The sequence below is a fragment of the Mesorhizobium sp. BR1-1-3 genome, from assembly GCF_020165455.1.
GTDB classification, from domain to species: domain Bacteria; phylum Pseudomonadota; class Alphaproteobacteria; order Rhizobiales; family Rhizobiaceae; genus Mesorhizobium; species Mesorhizobium ciceri.
The window spans coordinates 40,675-61,969 of record NZ_JAIUIC010000008.1 but is presented as its reverse complement, the minus strand read 5'-3'; the positions used below and the strand labels follow the sequence as shown (position 1 = coordinate 61,969).

22 protein-coding genes are annotated in these 21,295 nt (G+C 63.3%); 9 read left to right on the top strand and 13 right to left on the bottom strand.

What is annotated here, in order from left to right; translation table 11 throughout:
• Positions 1-31 precede the first annotated feature (31 nt).
• Complete coding sequence (locus LB559_RS18915; RefSeq protein ID WP_013528503.1) at positions 32-592, top strand: fasciclin domain-containing protein; 561 nt, start codon at positions 32-34, stop codon at positions 590-592.
• Between the two features lie 185 nt (positions 593-777).
• Here the strand turns inward: LB559_RS18915 and LB559_RS18910 are convergent, their stop codons facing one another.
• Genes LB559_RS18910 through LB559_RS18900 form a run of 3 tightly spaced genes read right to left on the bottom strand, consistent with a single transcriptional unit; the run spans position 778 to position 4,065 of the window.
• Complete coding sequence (locus tag LB559_RS18910) at positions 778-2,319, bottom strand: DHA2 family efflux MFS transporter permease subunit (protein ID WP_224674711.1); 1,542 nt, start codon at positions 2,317-2,319, stop codon at positions 778-780.
• Positions 2,316-3,608 (bottom strand): HlyD family secretion protein, encoded by a 1,293-nt coding sequence (locus LB559_RS18905; RefSeq protein WP_224674710.1) that lies wholly within the window; start codon positions 3,606-3,608, stop codon positions 2,316-2,318. Before LB559_RS18905 ends, LB559_RS18910 begins: the two co-directional genes overlap by 4 nt.
• Positions 3,601-4,065, bottom strand: coding sequence for a MarR family winged helix-turn-helix transcriptional regulator (locus tag LB559_RS18900; RefSeq protein ID WP_013528500.1), 465 nt, complete (start codon positions 4,063-4,065; stop codon positions 3,601-3,603). Before LB559_RS18900 ends, LB559_RS18905 begins: the two co-directional genes overlap by 8 nt.
• A gap of 178 nt (positions 4,066-4,243) precedes the next feature.
• Between LB559_RS18900 and LB559_RS18895 the strand changes: the two genes are divergently transcribed.
• The 3 genes from LB559_RS18895 (at position 4,244) to yihA (ending at position 5,977) form a co-directional block, all read left to right on the top strand.
• The gene (locus tag LB559_RS18895; protein WP_024502096.1) at positions 4,244-4,558 is read left to right on the top strand and encodes a hypothetical protein; all 315 of its coding nucleotides are present in this window, start codon (positions 4,244-4,246) and stop codon (positions 4,556-4,558) included.
• A gap of 124 nt (positions 4,559-4,682) precedes the next feature.
• Complete coding sequence (locus tag LB559_RS18890) at positions 4,683-5,321, top strand: CatB-related O-acetyltransferase (RefSeq protein ID WP_027161114.1); 639 nt, start codon at positions 4,683-4,685, stop codon at positions 5,319-5,321.
• The gene (gene yihA, locus LB559_RS18885) at positions 5,318-5,977 is read left to right on the top strand and encodes a ribosome biogenesis GTP-binding protein YihA/YsxC (protein WP_013528497.1); all 660 of its coding nucleotides are present in this window, start codon (positions 5,318-5,320) and stop codon (positions 5,975-5,977) included. The genes LB559_RS18890 and yihA overlap by 4 nt, the downstream gene beginning before the upstream one ends.
• 91 nt (positions 5,978-6,068) lie before the next feature.
• On the opposite strand, the gene LB559_RS18880 is transcribed toward yihA, so the two are convergent.
• Positions 6,069-6,803, bottom strand: a complete 735-nt coding sequence (locus LB559_RS18880) for a TetR/AcrR family transcriptional regulator (RefSeq protein WP_013528496.1) — start codon at positions 6,801-6,803, stop codon at positions 6,069-6,071.
• A gap of 132 nt (positions 6,804-6,935) precedes the next feature.
• Here LB559_RS18880 and LB559_RS18875 point away from each other — a divergent pair, with 132 nt between their 5' ends.
• A complete protein-coding gene (locus LB559_RS18875) occupies positions 6,936-8,135 on the top strand; it encodes an HlyD family secretion protein (protein WP_013528495.1) in 1,200 nt (399 codons plus the stop codon).
• A 22-nt stretch (positions 8,136-8,157) separates the two neighbouring features.
• Positions 8,158-9,753: a DHA2 family efflux MFS transporter permease subunit gene (locus LB559_RS18870; protein ID WP_224674709.1), complete on the top strand. Its 1,596-nt coding sequence runs from the start codon at positions 8,158-8,160 to the stop codon at positions 9,751-9,753.
• Positions 9,754-9,926: 173 nt separating this feature from the next.
• Here the strand turns inward: LB559_RS18870 and msrB are convergent, their stop codons facing one another.
• The 4 genes from msrB to LB559_RS18850 all read right to left on the bottom strand — a co-directional run bounded on the left by msrB (position 9,927) and on the right by LB559_RS18850 (position 12,686).
• Positions 9,927-10,430 carry a peptide-methionine (R)-S-oxide reductase MsrB gene (gene msrB, locus LB559_RS18865; protein WP_013528493.1) on the bottom strand — a complete coding sequence of 168 codons (504 nt, stop codon included), beginning with the start codon at positions 10,428-10,430 and terminating at the stop codon, positions 9,927-9,929.
• Positions 10,431-10,642: 212 nt separating this feature from the next.
• A complete protein-coding gene (locus tag LB559_RS18860) occupies positions 10,643-11,200 on the bottom strand; it encodes a fasciclin domain-containing protein (RefSeq protein WP_013528492.1) in 558 nt (185 codons plus the stop codon).
• A gap of 221 nt (positions 11,201-11,421) precedes the next feature.
• Positions 11,422-12,150, bottom strand: coding sequence for an anti-sigma factor domain-containing protein (locus LB559_RS18855; RefSeq protein ID WP_027161111.1), 729 nt, complete (start codon positions 12,148-12,150; stop codon positions 11,422-11,424).
• Positions 12,147-12,686: a sigma-70 family RNA polymerase sigma factor gene (locus tag LB559_RS18850; protein WP_063169719.1), complete on the bottom strand. Its 540-nt coding sequence runs from the start codon at positions 12,684-12,686 to the stop codon at positions 12,147-12,149. Before LB559_RS18850 ends, LB559_RS18855 begins: the two co-directional genes overlap by 4 nt.
• A gap of 152 nt (positions 12,687-12,838) precedes the next feature.
• Between LB559_RS18850 and LB559_RS18845 the strand changes: the two genes are divergently transcribed.
• On the top strand, positions 12,839-14,332 hold the full coding sequence (locus LB559_RS18845) for an amidase (RefSeq protein ID WP_224674708.1): 1,494 nt from the start codon (positions 12,839-12,841) through the stop codon (positions 14,330-14,332).
• Positions 14,333-14,435: 103 nt separating this feature from the next.
• A complete protein-coding gene (argB, locus tag LB559_RS18840) occupies positions 14,436-15,329 on the top strand; it encodes an acetylglutamate kinase (protein ID WP_013528489.1) in 894 nt (297 codons plus the stop codon).
• Positions 15,330-15,337: 8 nt separating this feature from the next.
• Here the strand turns inward: argB and bchE are convergent, their stop codons facing one another.
• The gene (bchE, locus tag LB559_RS18835) at positions 15,338-16,906 is read right to left on the bottom strand and encodes a magnesium-protoporphyrin IX monomethyl ester anaerobic oxidative cyclase (RefSeq protein WP_224674707.1); all 1,569 of its coding nucleotides are present in this window, start codon (positions 16,904-16,906) and stop codon (positions 15,338-15,340) included.
• A gap of 117 nt (positions 16,907-17,023) precedes the next feature.
• Positions 17,024-17,500: an Lrp/AsnC family transcriptional regulator gene (locus LB559_RS18830; protein ID WP_027040109.1), complete on the bottom strand. Its 477-nt coding sequence runs from the start codon at positions 17,498-17,500 to the stop codon at positions 17,024-17,026.
• A gap of 136 nt (positions 17,501-17,636) precedes the next feature.
• On the opposite strand from LB559_RS18830, the gene phhA reads away from it, so the two are divergent.
• On the top strand, positions 17,637-18,473 hold the full coding sequence (gene phhA / locus LB559_RS18825; RefSeq protein ID WP_224620819.1) for a phenylalanine 4-monooxygenase: 837 nt from the start codon (positions 17,637-17,639) through the stop codon (positions 18,471-18,473).
• Between the two features lie 122 nt (positions 18,474-18,595).
• Here phhA and LB559_RS18820 read toward each other — a convergent pair whose 3' ends face one another.
• The 3 genes from LB559_RS18820 to LB559_RS18810 form a co-directional block, all read right to left on the bottom strand.
• On the bottom strand, positions 18,596-20,035 hold the full coding sequence (locus LB559_RS18820) for a GMC oxidoreductase (RefSeq protein ID WP_013528485.1): 1,440 nt from the start codon (positions 20,033-20,035) through the stop codon (positions 18,596-18,598).
• Entirely contained in the window at positions 20,032-20,208 is a 177-nt protein-coding gene (locus LB559_RS18815; RefSeq protein WP_013528484.1) for a hypothetical protein, read from the bottom strand. Before LB559_RS18815 ends, LB559_RS18820 begins: the two co-directional genes overlap by 4 nt.
• A 194-nt stretch (positions 20,209-20,402) precedes the next feature.
• A complete protein-coding gene (locus tag LB559_RS18810) occupies positions 20,403-21,164 on the bottom strand; it encodes a GGDEF domain-containing protein (RefSeq protein ID WP_013528483.1) in 762 nt (253 codons plus the stop codon).
• Between the last annotated feature and the right edge of the window lie 131 nt (positions 21,165-21,295).

Sequence of the window (21,295 nt, the reverse complement as noted above, 5' to 3'; positions counted from 1 at the left end):
TCCGATCAGCCCTCACACGGAGGAAGACCACATGCGCTTGCCGTCATTCAGGATCATCGCCCTTTCCGCACTCGTCGCCGGCGTGGCGATTGCCGCGCCCGCCTATGCCAAGAACCCGAATGTCGGCGGCGCGCCGATGTACACAACCAAGAACATCGTCGAGAACGCCGTCAATTCGAAGGACCACACGACGCTGGTCGCCGCGGTCAAGGCCGCCGGCCTGGTCGACACGCTGCAAAGCGCTGGCCCGTTCACAGTCTTTGCCCCGACCAACGCAGCGTTTGCGAAACTGCCCAAGGGCACCGTCGACACGCTGCTGAAGCCGGAGAACAAGGGCAAGCTCACCAAGGTGCTGACCGCGCATGTAGTGGCCGGCAAGATCTCCGGCGCCGAGATGATGAAGAAGGCCAAGGCGATGGGCGGCAAGTACGAGATGAAGACCGTCTCCGGTGACACGCTGACCGCCGAAGTCAAGAAGGGCAAGCTCTACATCATGGATGAGTCAGGCGGCGAGGCGCGAGTGACGATCGCCGACGTCAACCAGTCGAACGGCGTCATCCATGTCGTCAACAAGGTGTTGTTGCCGAAGTAACGGCTTTCGGCAAAGGGGATCAAGGCAGGTCCGTTGGGGCTTTCTCGGGCCTGCTATCCCCGCCTCATGACGAGGTGCCATGTTTCTTGGGAAGTCGTATCGGCATCGGCCGGGGTCCTGTCCCTCACAGGACCCCGGTTTCTTTTTGGCTGTTGCCTGTGCAGCCGGATAAGTTTCGAGCGTCGTCACTCCATCACGGCGCTGTGGTCGATCTTGGCCGGAGTCGCCGGCTTGCGCAGCAACAGAACCAGCGGAATGGCAGCAAGCGACAGGATCATCATCAGCTTGAAGTCGTTCATATAGCTGATGATCGTGGCCTGCAGCGTGACCACGCCGTCGAGCGCGGCGCGGCCCGCGGCGCTGTAGGGATCCATTGCCTGGAAGATCGCCGGATTGCTGAACGCCTGGTTGTAGGGTGTCACATAGGTGGCGATGTTGGCGTGGTTGATCTGCACGTTCTGCGTCAACAGCGCGGTGACCACCGAGATGCCGACGCTGGAGCCGATGTTTCGTGACAGATTGTAAAGGCCTGTGCCTTCCGCGCGCCGCTCCGGCGCCAGCGTGGCGAAGGTGATGGTGGTCAGCGGCACGAACAGGAAACCCAGGCCCGCGCCCTGGATGAAGCCGGTGCTGATGATCGTCCATTGCGAGACGTCAGGCGTCCAGCCGGTCATGTCGTACATCGCCCAGGCGGTGACCAGCAGGCCGGTTAGAAGCAGCCAGCGTGTGTCCACCTTGCCGATCAGCCTGCCGACCAGGAACATGCAAGCCATGGTGCCGAGACCGCGCGGCCCCATGACGATGCCGGCCGTCACCACCGGATAGCCCATCAGCGTCTGCAGATAGGGCGTCATCAGGGCCAGCGAGGCCAGATAGGTGATGCCGATGATGAAGATGAAGATCATGCCGACGGCGAAATTCCTGTCGAGGAACAGCCGCGGGTTCACGAAGGTGTTTTTGGCGGTGAAGGTGTGGACGAGGAAGATGTAGAAGGCCGACGCGCAGATCAGCGCCTCGACGATGATCTCGGACGACGAGAACCAGTTGAGCTGCTCGCCGCGATCGAGGAACATCTGCAGCGACGCGATGGTGACGCTGAGCATGCCGAAGCCCAGCCAGTCCAGCCTGGCCTTGAGGTCGGTCTTGGTTTCCTGGACGAACATCGAGACGCCGGCGAAAGCCAGCGCGCCGATCGGTACGTTGATGTAGAACACCCAGCGCCAGCTGACATTCTCGGTCAGCCAGCCGCCGATGACCGGCCCGAGCACCGGCCCGACCATCACCGAAACGCCGAACAGCGCCATCGCCGAGCCGCGCTCCTCGACGCTGTAGATGTCGAGCAGGATGCTCTGCGCCAGCGGCACCAGGGCTGCGCCGAACAGGCCTTGCAGCAGGCGGAAGCCGACGATCTGCGGCAGCGACTGCGCGAAGCCGCACAGCACCGATGCGACGACGAAGCCGGTGATGGAGATCAGCAGGATGCGCTTGCGGCCGAAGCGATTGGCAAGATAGCCTGAAGGCGGCGTCATGACGGCCGCCGCGACGATGTAGGACGTCAGCACCCAGTTTATCTGGTCCGCGCTCGCCGAAACGCTGCCCTGGATATAGGGCAGCGCCACATTGGCGATGGTGGTGTCCAGCGCCTGCATGATCACGGCCAGGATCACGCACGCGGTGATGGCGCCGCGATTGGCGACCACGCCACCTGTCGCGGGCGCGCCGGTCATGACTTTTGGCCGAACCGACCGAGGAGGTCCGTCACGAAGTCCGGCAGGCCGCGCGCATGGCCGGTATCGATGCCGACCACGACGCTCATCCCGCCGCGCAGCGGCGGCTTGCCCTGGAGATCGTCCACCGTCACGCGCATCGGAATGCGTTGCACGACCTTGACCCAGTTGCCGGTGGTGTTCTGCGCCGGAAGCAGCGAGAAGCTCGACGACGACGCCGGGCTGATCGAGGCGACCCTGCCGTGCCAGACGGCACCGGGATAGCTGTCGACGCTGATCGTCGCCGTCTGTCCCGGCCGCACATAGGTCAGTTCGGTTTCCTTAGGCTCCGCCGCGATCCACAGATCGGTCGCCGAAATCAGGCTGAACGCCGGCTGCGAAGCCGGCAGGTACTTGCCGACCTGAAGCGCGTCGACATTGGTGACGATGCCGTCGAATGGCGCCTTGACGATGGAATCGGCAAGGTTGCGCTGGGCGTCGTCCACCGCCGACTGCGCCTGGAGATAGAACGGGTTCTTCTCCACCGGCTGGCTGGCGTCGCCGCCGAGCTGGGCAAGCGTCGCCTGTGCCTGCGCTTGGGCAACGGACACTTTCTGGCGGGCGGCGACGAGGTCGTGCTGGGCGCTGTCGAAGGTCGCCTTCGAGGAGGTGGAGGTCTTGAGCAGATCCTGCTGGCGTTGGAAAGCGGCCTCGTAATAGGGAATGTCGGCCTGCGCCTGCTCGATCAGCGCCTGCGACTGCTGGTAGCTCGCCTGCAAGGTCAGCACCTGGTTGCGCACTGTGCCGAGCTGTGCCTGGGCGGCGGCAAGAGCGGTTTCGAAAGAGGCCGGCCGCAACCGGAAAAGCACCTGGTCCTTCTTCACCGCCTCGTTCTCGTGCACGTCGATCTCGGACACAGTGCCGGAGACATCGGTGGAAACGCCGAGCGACTGCGCCTGGATGTAGGCATTGTCGGTCGTCATGACCTGGCCGCCGATGACGTAGTAATAGCCGCCGACGACCAGCGCGACCGGAAGCAGGGCAAACAGGATCGGCCGTGCCCGGCCGCGCTTGGGCTTGACCGGCGCCGGAGGCGCCACCGCAACCCCGGCCTGGCGTGGCTCCTTGGACGGAGCCTCGAGCGCCGCCGGCTCCAGGGCGACCGGTGCTTCGAGCTCGTCATTGTCGATGACGGTGCTGGCTCGCCTTTGCTCGCGTTCGCTGTCCAGCCGGATGACCTGGTCGCGCGCCCGGTCGGCGGCGGATCCGTCTTCTTCGACAGGCTTCTTTGGTGAGGTTGATTCAGCCATGTGTTTTCTCCCGGTCGGCGGCAGGCTGGGCGCAAGCCGCGAGCAGATTGGATTTGATGAGGGATAGGGTTTGCAGCAGATGCAGTTGCGCATCCGCGGAAAGGCCGACAAAGGCCTCGTCACGCGTCTTCCGCCCATTGCCGCGCATGATTTCGATCAGCGGATGGGCTTGCGGCTTCAGGTACAGCAGCCATGCCCGGCGGTCAGCGGGATCGGGCCGGCGCTCGATGAAGCCGCTTGCTTCCATCTTGTCGAGCAGCCGGGCGAGCGTGATCGGCGTGATCTCGATCAGGTCCGCCAGTTTGTTCTGGTGGATGCCTTCATGCAGGCTGAGATAGGCCAGCACCTGCCACTGGGCGCGGGTCAGCCCCGATGCCCGCGACCTCTGCTCGAACCGCTTTCGAAGCAGGCGCGCGACATCGTGCAGCACGAAGCTGATGTTGGGTGACGATGGCATGGGAGGTACTGGAGTTTTTCGGCGCGACTGTTAGTGAGCATGCTTATTATCATCATGCACATAATCTTGCTGGACGCGGTGCGCAAGACGGACTAAGCCCGCCTGGAAAAAATGACGCATGGGCTGCGACCCACCAAAAGGCTCAGGTAACAGGCTGTTGCCGGGCAAGGATACGACGATGAATTGGCTGAAGATCGCGACCGTGGCGGCCATTGCGGGATGGCCGGGCATTGCGCTCGCAAAGGGCGCCGTCAGTTGCGGCGGCGCCGCCATGCTGGGTGGCGCGCAATTGAACTGCAGCCACGTCGAACCCCAGGCGCCGCCTCAGTTTTGCACCTATAGCTGGGCTCTCCACATGCCGGCCGGCGACCAGAAAATCGTCGAAGGCAGCTTCATGCTGCCGCCCGGCGCCACGAATGTCACCGTCTATCAGGGCAGCGGTTTCGACAGTGCGCTGTCCGATCCGATCGTGATTTGCCGCGGCAGCAAATGAGCAAGGCCGTCAAGGAAAGCTCGCTCGTCGCCCGATTGGTGCTATAGGGCGGATCACGCTATTTTGAACGGGCGCATTCGAGTTTCGGATGCACCTGGCGGCCATTTCTCTGACGGATTTCGACATGGACGGACCCAACCCAGACATCAAGCACCCGATCCCGATGCATACCCGCGTCGGCTTCCTCAAGGGACTGGTGAACGCGCCGAACATCGAGATCGGCGACTTCACCTATTATGACGACCCCGACGGGCCGGACAAATTCGCCGAGAAATGCGTCCTGCATCACTATCCGTTCATAGGCGACAAGCTGATCATCGGCAGGTTCTGCGCCATCGCCGAGGGCGCGCGCTTCATCATGAACGGCGCCAACCACGCCATGTCCGGCTTTTCGACCTATCCGTTCAATATTTTCGGCCATGGCTGGGAAAAGGGTTTTGATCCGGCGACCTGGTCGAAGGAGGTGCGCGGCGACACCATCGTCGGCAACGACGTCTGGATCGGCATGGAGGCGGTGATCCTGCCCGGGGTGGAAATCGGCCACGGCGCCATCGTCGCTGCGAAATCGGTGGTGACGCACGACGTGCCGCCCTATGCGATCGTCGCCGGCAACGCGGCCAAGGTGGTAAAGATGCGTTTCGACGACCGGACAATCAGGCGGCTGCTGGCGGTGGCGTGGTGGGACTGGCCGGTAGACAAGGTCAGCCGCAACCTCGATGCTATCCGGGGTGCCAATATTTCTCTTCTGGAGGCAGCAGCTTGAACGCTCTGAACAGCAGCATAATCGGCACCGAACTGTTTACGCGAGGGTGGATCTTCATCCGCGGCGTGCCGGCGATGAAGTTCCTGCCACCGGAAGGGCCGCCGGAAATCGCCTTTGCCGGCCGCTCGAATGTCGGCAAGTCGTCGCTGATCAATGCGCTGGTCAACCAGAAGGGGCTGGCGCGCACTTCCAACACGCCGGGGCGCACGCAGGAGCTCAACTATTTCGTGCCGGATGGATTTTCGGGCGAGGGCGCCGACCTGCCACCCTTGGCGCTGGTCGACATGCCCGGCTACGGCTACGCCACCGCGCCCAAGGAGAAGGTCGACGAGTGGACCAAGCTGGTCTTCGATTACCTCAAGGGCCGGGTCACGCTGAAACGCGTCTATGTGCTGATCGACGCCCGTCATGGCATCAAGGCCAAGGACGACGAAGTGCTGTCGCTGCTTGACAAGGCGGCGGTGTCCTACCAGATCGTGCTGACCAAGACCGACAAGATCAAGACTGCCGGCGTGCCGAGGCTGATCGAGGAGACGCTGGCAAAGATCAAGAAGCGGCCGGCGGCGTTCCCGTTCGTGCTGGCCACCTCTTCTGAAAAGGCCGAGGGCCTTGAGGAATTGCAGGCAGCCATCGTGCTTGCCGCCAATGGCGGCTAAAGCATCCGCACCTTAGAGCAATCCTAGGAAAAGTGTGAAGCGGTTTTCCGTCCAGAATTGCGTCTAAACAAAGAGTTAGAGCATGGTCTGGCTAGGGCTTGGCCTCGATAGCAATCGTCTGATGGCCTTCTTCCGCCACAAGCCTTTCGGTGCCGTAGGCCTTCAGGAACATGCTGACGCCTGACCTGACGATGTGGTCGATCTCGTCCTGGGTCGGGGCCTTGGTGCGGTAGGCGAAGATGCACTGGCGGAACAGACCGGCCAGGCACAGTTCGGTGAACTGATAGGCGGCAAGATCGACATCGTCGATGCGCAGCAGGTCGCGCTCGATGGCGGCATTGAGAAAGGCCGCGACCTTGTCGTGGCCACGCTTGGGACCGCGCTCGTAAAAACGCGCGCCCATGTCGGGGATCCGGTCTGATGCCCCGATCACCGTGCGCTGCGCTTGGACGACCTTGGCCGACGTGATCTTGAGAGCCAGCACCTTGCCGAACTTCACCAGCGTCTCGCGCAGGTTGTCGGCATTGTCCAGCACGTCATACATGTTCTTGAAGATGGTGCCGCGCTCTTCCTCGATCAGCGCCTCGAACAGCTCTTCCTTGTTGGCGAAGTAGACGTAGATCGTACCTTTGGAGACGCCGGCCTCGCGGGTGATGTCGTTCATCGAGGCGGCTTCGAAGCCCTTGTCGATGAAGACACGACGGGCGCCGTCGATGATCTGGCTGCGCTTGGCCGGATCCTGCCCCGCGGCCGGGCGGCCACGACGCAAGCTTTCCAACAGGTCGTCACACGACTCGTTTTCGACATTGGGCGGGGTCTCGGCCATGAAAGTCACACCTCGAAAATAATTCGAACCAAGCGGTTCGATTGCCCTTGATATGGTCCTCTTTACGCGCTATGTCAACGGCCGGATCGAACCGAACGGTTCAGTATTATATATAAACTTTAGAGAGATGTCATGTCCTCGAACGCGCCGACCACTGCCGAAGTCCGTCCCTTCCCCAACGCCAAGGTTGCGCCGGCGACGGAAGCACCGGAAGTACCTGTCCAGCCCGTCTCGTCGCCGCCGGCAGAGGCTCCGGCCAGGAAGAAGCGTTCGGTGCGTTCCTTCCTGCTGCCGGTCATCGGTGTTGCCTTGTTGGGCGCCGGCGCCTGGTATGGGTACGACTACTGGACAACGGGCCGCTTCATGATCTCGACGGACGATGCCTATGTCCAGGCGGACATGGCGTTCATCTCGCCCAAGATTTCCGGCTATGTCGATCAGGTCAAGGTCAGCGAGAACCAGCTGGTCAAGGCCGGCGATCCGCTGCTCGTCGTCGATGACGGCGATTACAAGATTGCCGTCGCCCAGGCCGAGGCGCAGATCGCCACCTTGAGCAAGACGCTCGACCGTATCGACGCCCAGACCGACGCGGCCCGCGCCTCGCTGCAGCAGGCCCAGGCGCAGAAGGTCGCCGACCAGGCCGCGGCCGACAACGCAGCCAAGGTCGCGGCGCGCGCCTCGCAGCTGCTCAAGACCCATGTCGGCACACAGGCGCAGCTGGACGACGCCCAGACCGCGGTCCAGCAGGCCGATGCCGCCCTTGTCGGCGCCGACGCACAGATCGCCGCCGCGCAAGCCAATATCGGCGTGCTGCAGGCGCAGCGCGCGGAATCGGCGAGCACGCTGGCGTCCCTGCAGCTCAGCCATGACAAGGCGCTGCGCGATCTTTCCTTCACCGTGCTCAAGGCGCCATATGACGGCATCGTCGGCAACCGCTCGGTCGAGCAGGGCGACCTTGTCAGCCCCGGCCAGAAGCTCGCCGTCATCGTGCCGATGGACAAGCTCTACATCGTCGCCAACTTCAAGGAGACACAACTTGCCCGGCTGGTTCCCGGCGAGAAGGTCAGGATCTCGGTCGATGCGACCGACGGCCAGGACTTCGAGGGAACCGTTTCGTCGCTGGCGCCGGCTTCGGGTGCCGTGTTCTCGCTGCTGCCGCCCGAAAACGCCACCGGCAACTTCACCAAGGTCGTGCAGCGCGTTCCGGTCCGCATCGATGTGCCGGCCGATGCGCTGAAGAGCGGTAAGCTGCGCGCCGGCCTGAGCGTCGTCGTCGCCGTCGACAGCCGCACCGCCCCATCCGGGTCGGCGTCAGTGGCAGCGTCGAATTGAGCGGCGGCCGGGGAGCAATGCCATGGCAACCGCAACCCTGACAGCAGGAGCGCCGCCGGCGAGGCCGGCTGTGCCTGACACCATTTCGACGCGGCGCGTCATCGCCTTCCTGGCGATGGTGTTCGGCATGTTCATGGCCATCCTCGACATCCAGATCGTCTCCGCCTCGCTGTCGGAGATCCAGGCCGGCCTGAGCGCCAGCTCCGACGAAATTCCGTGGGTGCAGACCGCCTACCTGATCGCCGAAGTGGTGATGATCCCGCTGTCGGGCTTTCTCAGCCGGATGCTGTCGACGCGCGTGCTGTTCACCATCTCGGCGGCAGGCTTCACCGCGGCCAGTGCGCTGGCGGCGACCGCCACCAACATCGACCAGATGATCGTCTACCGCGCCGTCCAGGGCTTCATCGGCGGCGGCATGATACCGAGCGTCTTTGCCGCTGCCTTCACCATCTTCCCGCCCTCGCGCCGCGCCGTCGTCTCGCCGATGATCGGCCTCGTGGCGACGCTGGCGCCGACCATCGGCCCGACCGTCGGTGGCTATATCAGCCATGCCATGTCATGGCATTGGCTGTTCCTGGTCAATGTCGTGCCCGGCATCCTGGTGACAACGGCGGCCTGGACGCTGATCGACTTCGACAAGCCCAACCTCAAGCTGTTCAGCAAGTTCGACTGGTGGGGCCTCGCCGGCATGGCGGCCTTCCTGGGCTGCATGGAATATGTGCTCGAGGAAGGCCCCAACAATGACTGGCTGCAGGACCAGGGCGTCTTCATCTGCGCCGTCGTCATGACCGTCGGCGCGGTGCTGTTCTTCTGGCGCGTATTCACCGCCGAGGAGCCGATCGTCGACCTGAAGGCCTTCACCAACATCAACTTCGCCTTCGGCTCGCTGTTCTCGTTCGTCATCGGCATCGGTCTCTACGGCCTGACCTATCTCTACCCGGTGTTCCTCGGGCGCATCCGCGGCTACGATTCGATGATGATCGGCGAGGCTCTGTTCGTCAGCGGCCTGGCGATGTTCTTCACCGCGCCGATCTCGGGCATCCTGTCGAACAAGATGGACCCGCGCCTGATGATGATGATCGGCTTCTTCGGCTTCGCCACCGGCACCTGGTGGATGACGCATCTGACCGCCGACTGGGATTTCTATGAGCTGCTCATCCCGCAGATCCTGCGCGGCTGTTCGATGATGCTGTGCATGGTTCCGATCAACAACATCGCGCTCGGCACCTTGCCGCCCGAGCGGCTGAAGAATGCGTCCGGCCTGTTCAATCTCACCCGCAACCTTGGCGGTGCCGTCGGCCTTGCGCTGATCAATACCGTGCTGATCGACCGCAACGCCTTCCACTACGCAAGGCTCTCCGAGCATGTGCAATGGGGCAGTGAAGCCGCGCAGGCCAAGCTGCAGAACATGACCCGCAATTTCGAGCAGACCCCCGGCCTCGACGCCACAAGCGCTGCGATCTCCAAGTTGTCTGGCATGGTCCAGCAGCAGGCGGCGCTGCTGTCCTTCATGGACGTGTTCTTCATGCTGACGGTGCTGTTTGCGACGCTTGGCCTGTTCACCATGCTGATCCGCAAGCCGGCCGCACCGGGTGGCGGCGGCGGTGGGGGGCACTGATACGGAGCAATTCCAGGAAAAGTGCGCAGCGCTTTCCCTTGGAGATTGCGACAAGACAAAGATACGTGGGCAGATGTTTCGGGAAGCTCCTCCAGTCCATGCCCGAAAAGCTCTGACCGCGCAAAAAACTCCGGGCCGCAAGCCCGGAGTTTTTTGCATTCCAGTCTATGGACTCAGGCCGTGGCGGGTTTGAAGGTCAGCGCGACGCCGTTGATGCAGTGGCGCAGGCCGGTCGGCGCCGGACCGTCGTCGAAGACATGGCCGAGATGGCCGCCGCAGCGGCGGCAATGTGCCTCGGTACGCGTCATGCCGAGCGACCTGTCCACGGTCGTGCCGATCGCCTTGGGGATCTCTTGCCAGAAGCTCGGCCATCCGGTGCCGGAATCGAATTTCGTCTCCGACGAATAGACCGGCAGGTCGCAGCCGGCACAGGCGAAAATGCCCTTGCGGTGTTCGTTGAGCAGCGGGCTGGTGCCGGGGTACTCCGTGCCTTCCTTGCGCAGCACGTCGAAGGCGGCCGGCGACAGGATGGCTTTCCACTCGGCGTCGGTCTTGACGACCTCGAAGCTCTCGGCCGCTTGTGCTGCCTGCGGATCGCCCATGCGCAGCATCGTTGCCGCGGCCCCGATCACGCCGATGGCGGCGGCACCGCTCAAAAGAAAGTCGCGACGGTTCATGACCAGTTCCTCCTGATGTCCTTTTGCCAAACTACACCGCCGCGCGGAAATCAAAAGCCGGTGACGGTAGCCCCTCGAACGAACACTCCGCGCCCTCCCACATCCGAATGCAGGCGGGCGCGAAGTGCACGGGCCAATTGCGGATCACGGGAGCGGGATCGTGCAATCGACGGAGGGGCCTTGCCGTCAGTTCGCCGGCAGCAAGCCCCTTGTTACATCTTGGGCAAAAGAACCTTGTCGATGACGTGGATGACGCCATTGGACTGTTCGACATCGGCGATCGTCACATTGGCGACATTGCCGTTCTCGTCGGTGACCGTGACCTTGCCGCCGTCGGCCTTGAGCGACAATTCGCAGCCGCCGACCGTCTTGACCTTGTGGGTGCCGCCGTCAGCCTTGGCCATCGCGGCGACATCTGCTCCCATCGCCTTGGCGCCGATGACATGGCAGGTCAGGATCTTGGTGAGCTTGTCCTTGTTTTCGGGCTTGAGCAGCGTCTCGACCGTACCGGCCGGAAGGGCTGCGAAGGCTTCGTTGGTCGGCGCGAACACGGTGAACGGACCGGCGCCCTGCAGCGTCTCGACAAGGCCGGCGGCCTTCACGGCGGCGACCAGCGTGGTGTGATCCTTCGAGTTCACGGCGTTCTCGACGATGTTCTTGTTGGCATACATGGCGGCGCCGCCAACCATCGGGTTTTCGGCGTAGGCGGCGGTGGCAAGGGCCGAAACGGCGATCGTACCGGCGAGCAAAAGGGTGGCGTATCTACGCATGATGTCGAACTCCTCGGGTTTTTCTCTTCCCATTTTTGGGGACGCGAGGAGATACGGAACAAACTCGCCCGAGTTTCAGAAATATTGTGATTCTTGATTTTATCCATGGCGCAGAGGGATTTCCCGAGCCATCGGCCGCCTGCCGACATGCTGTCTATGGGCATGTTCAGCGAAGGATAGACTTATGATAGTCTGTTGTGATCTTTCAGGTGAAGAGCCGGTCAGATGCTCTTCAGGTCGCCAGCGGCAACCACCGGTCCGGTCGGCTGTCCGGTCGGCGAACCGCCCGACGGCTCGAGGCTGACGGCAAGCACCGCGCCCTGGGCAAGTTTCTGATGGGCCGCCGGCGAGACGATAATATGCGCCGTTGCACCTGCCGGAATGACGCCCATCGAGACCGGCGGGTTCTTGCCCTCGATCATCCACAGCTCGAAGTCCTTGCCGGAAGCACGCTCACCGGAGACATGCGACAGGCCGACTTCGTGATGCGCGGCGTCGTAGACGGCAAGATATTTGACGTCGCTGCCTTCGGCGGCCAGCGAAGCGACGAGTCGCGCCTGCGGCTGCTCGACCGGTGGGTTGAGAATGGGCACGGCGATGTAAATCGCCAGTGCCGCAACCGCGGCTGCGGCAAGGCCGCGCCAGAAAGCCAGGCTGGACCACAGGCCGCCGCGCACTTCGGCGGGCCTGCTCACCGCGGCAGCGGTAGCGAACAGGCGGCGGTCGACCGCGGTCTTCACCGAAACCGGCGGCTCGACTTCCCGAAAGGCGGCGGCAAGCGGTGAAAGCCTGACCTCCCAGTCCTCGACAAGACGGGCGAAAACCGTATCCGCATCGATGCGGCGAGAAACGATCTGGCGTTCGTCGGCATCGAGCACGCCGAGAACGTACTCGGCGGCGAGCAGGTCGTCGCCTCCACGTTCCGGTCCTGTGTCTTCTGCCAGCGTCATCTTTCCAGGCATTCTCTGAGTTTCAACAGGCTGCGGCGCAGCCATGTACGCATCGTGTTCAGCGGCACGCCATGGCGCTCCGCCAGTTCGGCATAGCTCTCGCCCTTGAGATAGGCGCCCCGGACGGCTGCTGCCCGGTCCTTCTCCAGCTCATCGAGACAATGGTGGATACGTTCGGATTCGTCGCCCGCCACCGCCATCGCTTCAGGCCCCGGCGCCGGATCGGCCACGTCGAGCGCGGCATCGATGTCGGCGGCGGGGTTGCGCCGCGCTCTGATGCGATCGATCGCATGATTGCGAGCGATTGCCACCAGCCAGGAGATCGGGCTTAGATCGGAAACAGCAAAACGGTCGGCCTTCGTCCATATCTTGACGAAGACTTCCTGCAGCGCTTCTTCCGCGTCTCCCCGGTCGTTCAATACACGAAGACAGACGCCAAAAAGTTTCGCGCTGGTCTGCCGGTAAAGCAGATCGAACGCGGCCCGATCCTTCATCGAAGTCCGAACGATCAGCTTGGTGATGTCCTGCGGCGTCATTGCAGGCAAATTAGGCGATTGCCATGTATTTGCAACGACGGAAATAACCTTGTGCACGCCTAAGCTTTTGTGTGTCGCCGGCCCGGATCCGTCGGTCGATTGCCAATGGAATTGCCACTGGCTAGCTTGCCTTCATTGATGGGGGAGCGCGCATGTCGGTCGAACGGATCCTTTGGGAAGAAGATGCCACCGGCCTCGCCAATCTGGTCCGCAAGGGCGAGGTTTCGGCCGTCGAACTGACCGACGCCGCGATTGCCCGCGCCGAGGCCACCCGTCCCGACATCAATGCCACGGCCGAACCGCTCTACGATGCTGCCCGCGCCAAGACCGTCGACCCCTCGCTGCCGCTGGCTGGTGTTCCCTTCGCCATCAAGGATCTCGGCATCGCCATCAAGGGCGTGCCGACGCATGGCGGCAGCCGCATTCCGGCATGGCTGGCCGACGTCAATTCGGCGCTGACCGACCGCTATCTCGCTGCCGGACTTATCCCGATCGTCACCTCGACATCGCCGGAGCACGGGCTTCGATTGATGACCGAATCCAGGGCCTTTGGCATCACCCGCAATCCGTGGAACACCGGCCATACCAGCGGCGGCTCTTCGGGCGGTTCGGCAGCACTGGTCGCAGCCGGCGTCGTGCCGGTGGCGCATGCCTCCGATGGCGGCGGCTCGATCCGTGTGCCTGCCGCCTGCACCGGACTTGTCGGCCTGAAGACGTCGCGCGGCCGTATACCGCTGACGCCCCTGGTGAGCGAAAGCTGGTACGGCATGGTCGTCGACCATGCGCTCACCCGTTCGGTGCGCGATTGCGCGCTGCTGCTCGACCTGACCCACGGGCCCGATCCTCTGTCGCCCTATGCCGCGCCGCGGCCGAAAGGCACGTTCGCGGCTGCCGCCGCGCGCGATCCCGGCAAGCTCAGCCTGGCCGTGTACCGCAAATCGCCGCTTGGCCTGCCGATCTCGGACGAGACGCTCAAGGCGCTCGACACGGCGGTGGCGCTTGCCCGCGAGGGCGGCCACACGGTCGAGGAGATCGACTTGCCCTTTATCGGCCGCGATTTCTTCGCCGATTTCTGCAGGACGGTTGCCTCCGCCGTCGCTGGCACGATGCGGGCCGAAGCGCTGCGCGTCGGCCGTTCCGTTGCCGGCGACATCGAGCGGGCCACGCGCGTGCTCGCCCGCTTCGGCGAACTGGTGTCGGCCGGCGAGACCTATGCCGACCTGCAGCGGCTGCATGCCGCCTCACGGCGGCTGATCGCAGAGACCGCGCAGTATGACGCCGTGCTGATGCCGATCATTGCCCACCCGCCGCTTGCCTGCGGCGCAATGGATCCGAAAGGCGCCGACGACCTCATCGAGAACCTGCTCGACAAGCTTCACCTGACGCCCTTGCTGAAGCTGAAGCCGTTCTTCGGCCAGTTGATGGACAAGAGCCTCTGGTTCACCCATTGGCCGGCGATCCAGAATGTCAGCGGCCAGCCATCGATCGCCCTGCCGGTCCATGTCACCGACGCCGGCCTGCCGATCGGCGTCCAGGCTGCCGGCCGTCCGGGCGACGAGGAGACGCTTTTGTCGCTCGCCGCGCAGATGGAGAAGATCTCGGGTTGGCTGGGTCGCAGGGCGCCGCTGATGGTGCCGACACGATGACGAGGTCGTGAAGCGCTCGAATATGACAGCAAAGCCATTTGCGGGCGGCGCCAATTCCCGCTAAGACGCCGCCGTCCTTACCGATCTCCAGGGAAAAAAGCCGATGACGGAAATAACCGCCACCGCCGAAATGCAGGCAGCCCTGTTGTCGCGGGCGCTGCCCTACATGCAGCGCTACGAGCACAAGACGGTCGTGGTGAAATATGGCGGCCATGCCATGGGCGACATCGAGCTCGGCAAGGCCTTCGCGCGCGACATCGCGCTGCTCAAGCAATCCGGCGTCAACCCGATCGTCGTCCACGGCGGCGGCCCGCAGATCGGCGCCATGCTGGCCAAGATGGGCATCGAATCCAAGTTCGAAGGCGGCCTGCGCGTCACCGACCAGAAGACGGTCGAGATCGTCGAAATGGTGCTGGCCGGTTCGATCAACAAGGAGATCGTCGCGCTGATCAACGCCGAGGGCGAATGGGCGATCGGCCTGTGCGGCAAGGACGGCAACATGGTGTTCGCCGAAAAGGCCCGCAAGACCATGATCGATCCGGACTCCAACATCGAGCGCGTGCTCGATCTCGGCTTCGTCGGCGAGCCGGTCGAGGTCGACCGTACCTTGCTCGATCTTCTGGCACGCTCCGAAATGATCCCGGTGCTGGCGCCGGTGGCGCCGGGACGCGACGGCCACACCTACAACATCAACGCCGACACCTTCGCCGGCGCCATTGCCGGCGCCTGCCAGGCGACGCGCCTGCTGTTCCTCACCGACGTGCCGGGTGTGCTCGACAAGAACAAGAAGCTGATCGACGAACTGACCGTGGCCGAGGCCAAGGCGCTGATCAAGGACGGCACGGTCTCGGGCGGCATGATCCCCAAGGTCGAGACCTGCATCGAAGCGATCGAGCGCGGCGTCGAAGGCGTCGTCATCCTCAACGGCAAGACCCCGCATGCGGTGCTGCTGGAACTGTTCACCGAACATGGCGCCGGCACGCTGATCGTGCCCTGAGGGGCTCGTCAGCCGGCTAACTTTCTCGCCTCGGAAACTTCAATATTGTCGATGGTGGGAATGGCGGGCTTTCTGGCTGGGCGTCGAACGGACATCGATTCCTCCTCGGCGTCCTGCGGCGCGCCCCAGAATTCGGCCAGCGTCGGGCCGTCTTTCACCCTGATGTCGCGGACCAGAAAGCCCCAGACCTCGCGGAACCACACGCGGCGGCCCATCTGTGTGTACCAGCGCATCGAATGGCGCTGCTCGGGATCCTTGTGGAACAGGATGCGGGCCAGCGCCTTCGGCCGTGATTGCACCGCCAGCTCGATCAGCTTGACGCTGAAGAACAGCATCCACGGCCTCAGCCGCGTCATCTGCAGCACCTGGTGCTTGTAGTCCCACAGGCGCGCATCCTGCTGGATCACCTTGCGATCCCGCGCGATGCGGAAGAACGGCGTCCAGCGATGCGGCGTCACATAAAGCGCCTGGATCTGGTCGGGGTCGTAGGCGATGAGTTGGCGAAAGCCGCGCCACAGGTCGCGAAACCCTTCGTCCTCGAAGCCGGACACCCAGGTCGCCATAGACAGGATGCCGCTGAGACGCAGCAGCCTTATCGCCTCGCGATCGGATGAGGTGCTGCCGCCCTTGCGGATCAACTGAAGCGTCTGCTCGTCGGTGTTTTCCATGCCGAGCAGCCAGCGGATGACACCGGCCTTGCGGTAGAGATGCAGGATGTCGGCATCGCGCACTATGTCGTCGGCACGGGTCGAACCGACGATCAGCACCGGCACGTTCTCGGCGATCAGGGCATCGAGGAAGGCCCGCCAGGCTTTCTTCGAGACCGTCGGATTCTCGTCGGCGAGATTGATGAGCTCGACGCCATGTTGGCGATGCAGCCATGCGATCTCCCTGGCGAATTTCACCGGATCGCGATGCCGCCAGCGGGTCCAGAAGCCACGCTGGCCGCAATAGTTGCACAGATGCGGACAGCCGCGCGAAAACTGCATGACCACGGCCCGCTTGCCGCCCCAGTAGCTGTAACTGGTATGGTCGATCAGTTCCCAGCCGACGCGGTAGGCGTCGAGGTCGGCAATGGTCATGGCCGCCTGTGTGGCGAAGGGGCGGCTGAGATCGTCGCGATAGGCGATGCCGGCCACGCTCGCCGGCGGCTGGCGCATTTCCAGCCCTTCGACCAGCGCCACCACGGTCGCTTCGCCCTCGCCGCGCACGATGAAGTCGAAGGCATCGGTAGCGGCCAGGATGTCGCGCCAATGATAGGTCGGGAAAACGCCGCCATAGATGATGATGGTCGCCGGCTCGCGCTCCTTGATCATGCGCGCGATCGCCAAGGCGGTCGGATGCGCCGAGGTCGAGCCGGAATGGCCGATCAGGACGAAGTCGGGGTGGTCCTCCAGTGCGCTGCGCACGACGTCATCGAGCGGCATAGGCCCGAACTCGGCGTCGACGAGGCGCACCTGATGGCCGGCATCGATCAGCGGCCCGCCGATCGCCAGCAGGCCGAGCGGCGGCAGGTGATCGTCGGGCACGCGGCTGCCGATGGCGGTGTGCGGCGGATTGATCAGGACGATTTTCATGGCGGACCTCTTGGGCAGTTGGTCCGCGCAAGCTGGCCGGCGATGTGGACACGCGCTTGGCCCGTTTCAGCAGTTTGCGTGCAGCTTTTCCTCAAGGAGTGCGAAGGGCAGGCATTGTCATCGCCTGAGATGCCCGAGCGGCACATGGCCCGGGCCCTTGATGTTCTGCAGCACCAACTGCGTGTGGACGTCGCGCACGCCGTCGAGCCGCATCAGCCGGTGCATAACGAAAGCGTTGAGCTCGTCGACCGACGGCACCATGACATGCAGCAGAAAGTCATGGTCGCCGGTCATCGTCCAGCACGAGGAAACCTCGTCCATGCGCTGCACGGCGGCGATGAAGCTTTCGGGCGAGCCGTCGCTGTGGCTGACGAGGCGCACCTGGATGAACACCTCGACCATCAGCCCGACAGCGCGGCGGCTGATCACGGCGGCAAATCCCTTGATGATGCCGGCCTCCTGCAGCGCCTCGAAGCGCCGCGCGCATGGTGTCGTCGACAGGCCGATCTCTTGCGCCAGCTCGGAAACCGGTTTGCGCCCGTCGCGCTGCAGGACATCGAGCATCTTGATCTCGAAATCATCGAATTGAGGCATTTTCACTCCTTCTTGGGAATTTATGAGTGAATATTATCCCGATTTCCGAATTCGAGCCATCATCAAAACCGATTCGCCTCCGCAAACCCGCTTAACCTTCAACACGTCAGCCATTTGCTTTGCGAGGAGAAAAACCATGACGACGATGAGCGTTGCCGAATATGCCCGCGACTGCGCGGCGCAAGGATTGCGCGGCGACTACTCGGTCTGCCGTGCCGATTTCACCGTGTCGCAGGGTTACGATTACAGCGATGAAGAGCAGGCGGTGTGGCGCACGCTGTGCGACCGCCAGACCAGACTGACGCGCAAGCTCGCCCACCATTCCTACCTCGACGGCGTCGAAAAACTCGGCCTGCTCGACCGTATTCCCGACTTCGACGAGGTCAGCGCCAAGCTGCGCAAACTGACCGGTTGGCAGATCGTCGCGGTGCCGGGGCTCATTCCCGCGGCCCCGTTTTTCGACCATCTCGCCGATCGCCGCTTCCCGGTCACCAACTGGCTGCGGACCAGGCAGGAGCTCGACTACATTGTCGAGCCCGACATGTTCCATGATTTCTTCGGCCATGTGCCGGCGCTGTCGCAACCGGTGTTCGCCGATTTCATGCAGATGTATGGCGAGAAGGCCGGCGACATCATCGCGCTGGGTGGCGACGAGATGATTTCCCGGCTCTACTGGTACACGGCCGAATATGGCCTGATGCAGGAGGCCGGCCAGCCGCTGAAGGCCTTTGGCGCCGGCCTTATGTCGTCGTTTACCGAGCTGCAGTTCGCGGTCGAAGGCAAGGACGCCCACCACGTGCCCTTCGACCTGGAAACGGTGATGCGCACCGGCTACGAGATCGACAAGTTCCAGCGCGCCTATTTCGTGCTGCCGTCCTTCGACGCCTTGCGCGATGCCTTCCAGACCGCCGATTTCGCGGCAATCGTCGCCCGGCGCAAGGACCAGCCGGCGCTCGACCCGGCGACGCTCTAGAGCAATTCCAGGAAAAGTGTGAAACGGTTTTCCGTCCGGAATTGCGTCAAACAAAGAGTTAGAGCGGATCGCCGTTCCGTGAAACGGTGAACTGCCCTAGGCAGCATGCTGCCCTGCAGCCGTCAGGCGGTGACCACCTTGCTGAGATGGTCGCCCAGCCGGCAGGCCAGCGCGGTGATCGTCGTCGTCGGGTTGCATTGACCCGACGTGCAGAACACCGAGGAGCCGCCGACATAGAGATTGTCCATGCCGTGCACCTTGCAGTTGGCGTCGACCACGCTCTTGCTGATGTCGGTGCCCATGCGCGTGCCGCCCATATGGTGATGGCCCGCCGTCTCGTCGTTGGTCGGATAGTCCTGACCATTGCTGATCCAGTCGGCAATGCGCACGCGGCCGAGATTCTTCTCGATCAGCGTTGCGCCGAACAGTCTGAGCCCTTCGAGAAGGGTGCGATGTTCCAGTTCGGATTTCTTCCAGTGCAGTTCGATGCGCGGCACGCCGGCATGGTCGACATCGGTCTTCGACAACTCGATCTGGTTGGAGGCCAGCGGCGCCTGTTCCCAGGCGACGTAGAGCTGGGCCGCGCAGCGCAGTCTCTGACTGAGCTGGTAGGACATCCATTCCGCCATGCTGGGCGCCGTGCAGGCGAGGTCGGCGATAAGGCTCTTGACGCCGGGATACGGCGTCTCGATCAGCCGGATGCCGAAATTCATGATCTGCAGCCGCTCCATGGCGGCGAGTGTCGGCGAGAAGAAGGCCTCGTTGACGGCGTCGACCTCGAACGCGTTATAGTCGGCCAGGATGGCGTTGCCGCCCTCGAAGGTCGGATGCTCCATCCAGTAGCGGCCAAGCGCAGTTGCATTCGGCACGACGCCGCCGTTCGAGCGCTGGTTGGACCACAGAAGCAGCCGCGAATTCTCCAGCCCACCGGTGCAGACGATGAAATAGTCAGCGCTGAACGAGCCCGCATCCTGCCCGTGCGACCACAGCCTGGCGCCAGTCACGCGTCTGCCGTCGCCGGCAAGTTCGGTGGCACAAGTGTTGAGCACCACCGCGATGTTCGTGGCCTTGTCGAGTTCATCGCCGAACTTCTCGGCGAAGCGCACGGCCGGGCTCTTGATCAGCTGCACCCAGCGAATGTCGTCCGAGATCGGCATATCGGGCCGGAGGGCCGGAAGGTCGAGAATATCGCGCACTTCCGGCAGATAGGGTTCGATGTCGGTGCGGGCGATCGGCCAGCCCGTATCGGGTACCCAGGCCTTCGGCTCGAAATCCTGCTTGTCGAGCACGCGGCACCAGCCTGCCCAGTGGTTGGAACTGCCCCCCATGAACCGCAGCCGGGTGATGTCGAGATCGAAATAGAAATCCCCGACCGTGCTGCCCCGGTAAAAGTCCTGCGAGTCGTCGCTGAATTCGCGCGGACCGGCCTCCATCACCACCACCGGAATGCCGGCCGCGCCAAGCTTGCGGGCAATGGTCATGCCGGCCGGACCGGAGCCGAGGATGCAGACCTTCGGGGTGAAGTTCGCAGCGCGATACGCCTCGTAGCTGTCGAAGATCATGCCAGGTCGCTCCGCTTCAGGATCCAGCCACCGACCTCGACGATCTCGTTCGGGTCGGGCTTTGGACCGGCGGCATCGGCATCAGGCAGCTTGCGGAACAAAGACAGGGCAGGCAATGCGATCAACGCCTGCACGAGCGCGCGGCGTGACATTTTCTTGATGATGAAACTCATGGCTGGTCTCTCGGCTGGGCTTCGGCACTGCATGGCGTTCCCAGAACGGCAATTCCCGGAACGACACATGCATCACCGTGGAAGCCAGTATCGTGCCAAGTCTGGCCGCAAAGCAGTGAAAACCCGGCTAAGCGGTACAACCGAGTGCAAACAAGGTTAGAGTTTTCTTAACAGGCCGGTTGCGGCAGATCGGATCACGCCGCCTCGGAAATGCCGGTGTCGATGATCGTCAGGTTACGGCCCTGGTGCTTGGCCTGGTAGAGGCGTCGGTCGGCGGCGCGCATCAACTCCGACACGCTGGCTTCCTCGCCGCAGACAGTACCGCCGATGCTGACCGTGAGCGGAATGGTCCGCTCGTCGACGGGCCGGAAGCGGATCAGCTCGACTTCGCGGCGAATGCGCTCGGCGACGCGCTTGGCCTCCTGCTCGGTGGCGCCAACCAGAAAGGCGCCAAATTCCTCGCCGCCGATGCGGCCGAGCACATCGCCGCTGCGCACGCCGCGCTGAATCGCGCTGGCGATCAAAAGCAGCGCGTCATCGCCGGTCAGGTGGCCGAAATTGTCGTTGATGGTCTTGAAGTGGTCGGCATCGATGATCAGCAGCGCGCCGCGATCGGACTTGCGGCGCGAACCGTCGAGCGCGGCAAAGAAGCTTTCCCGGTTGAGCATGCCGGTCATGTCGTCGCGGCTCGCCTTTTCCGCCAGGCGGCGATGCGCGGCGGCGAGCTGGGCATGGGCTCGGGCGAGATCGCGATGCGCGTTTTTCAGCCTGTCGCTTTGCCAGAAAGTGCTTGCGCTGGCGGCCCACGCCAGCACCAGCGGACAGAGCGTGGAGGTCAGCCAGATCGTCCGGTTGACCGGAAATCCCATGGCCGGAACGATGATCAGGGTCAGCAGGAGAGAGGCCGCGACTGAGGCGAAAGCAACGGCGGCGGATCTCAGAATTATGCTGTTCATCGCTTGCTCCCACAAGACTGCCTCTCTGCCAGCAAGCCCTGAAGGCCACCTTTCCCAGATGCCTAAAATTTGAATCGTGAGACGATTTACGCAACCTCAACGAGCAGAAGTTGTGGATAAAGTCGCTTTCG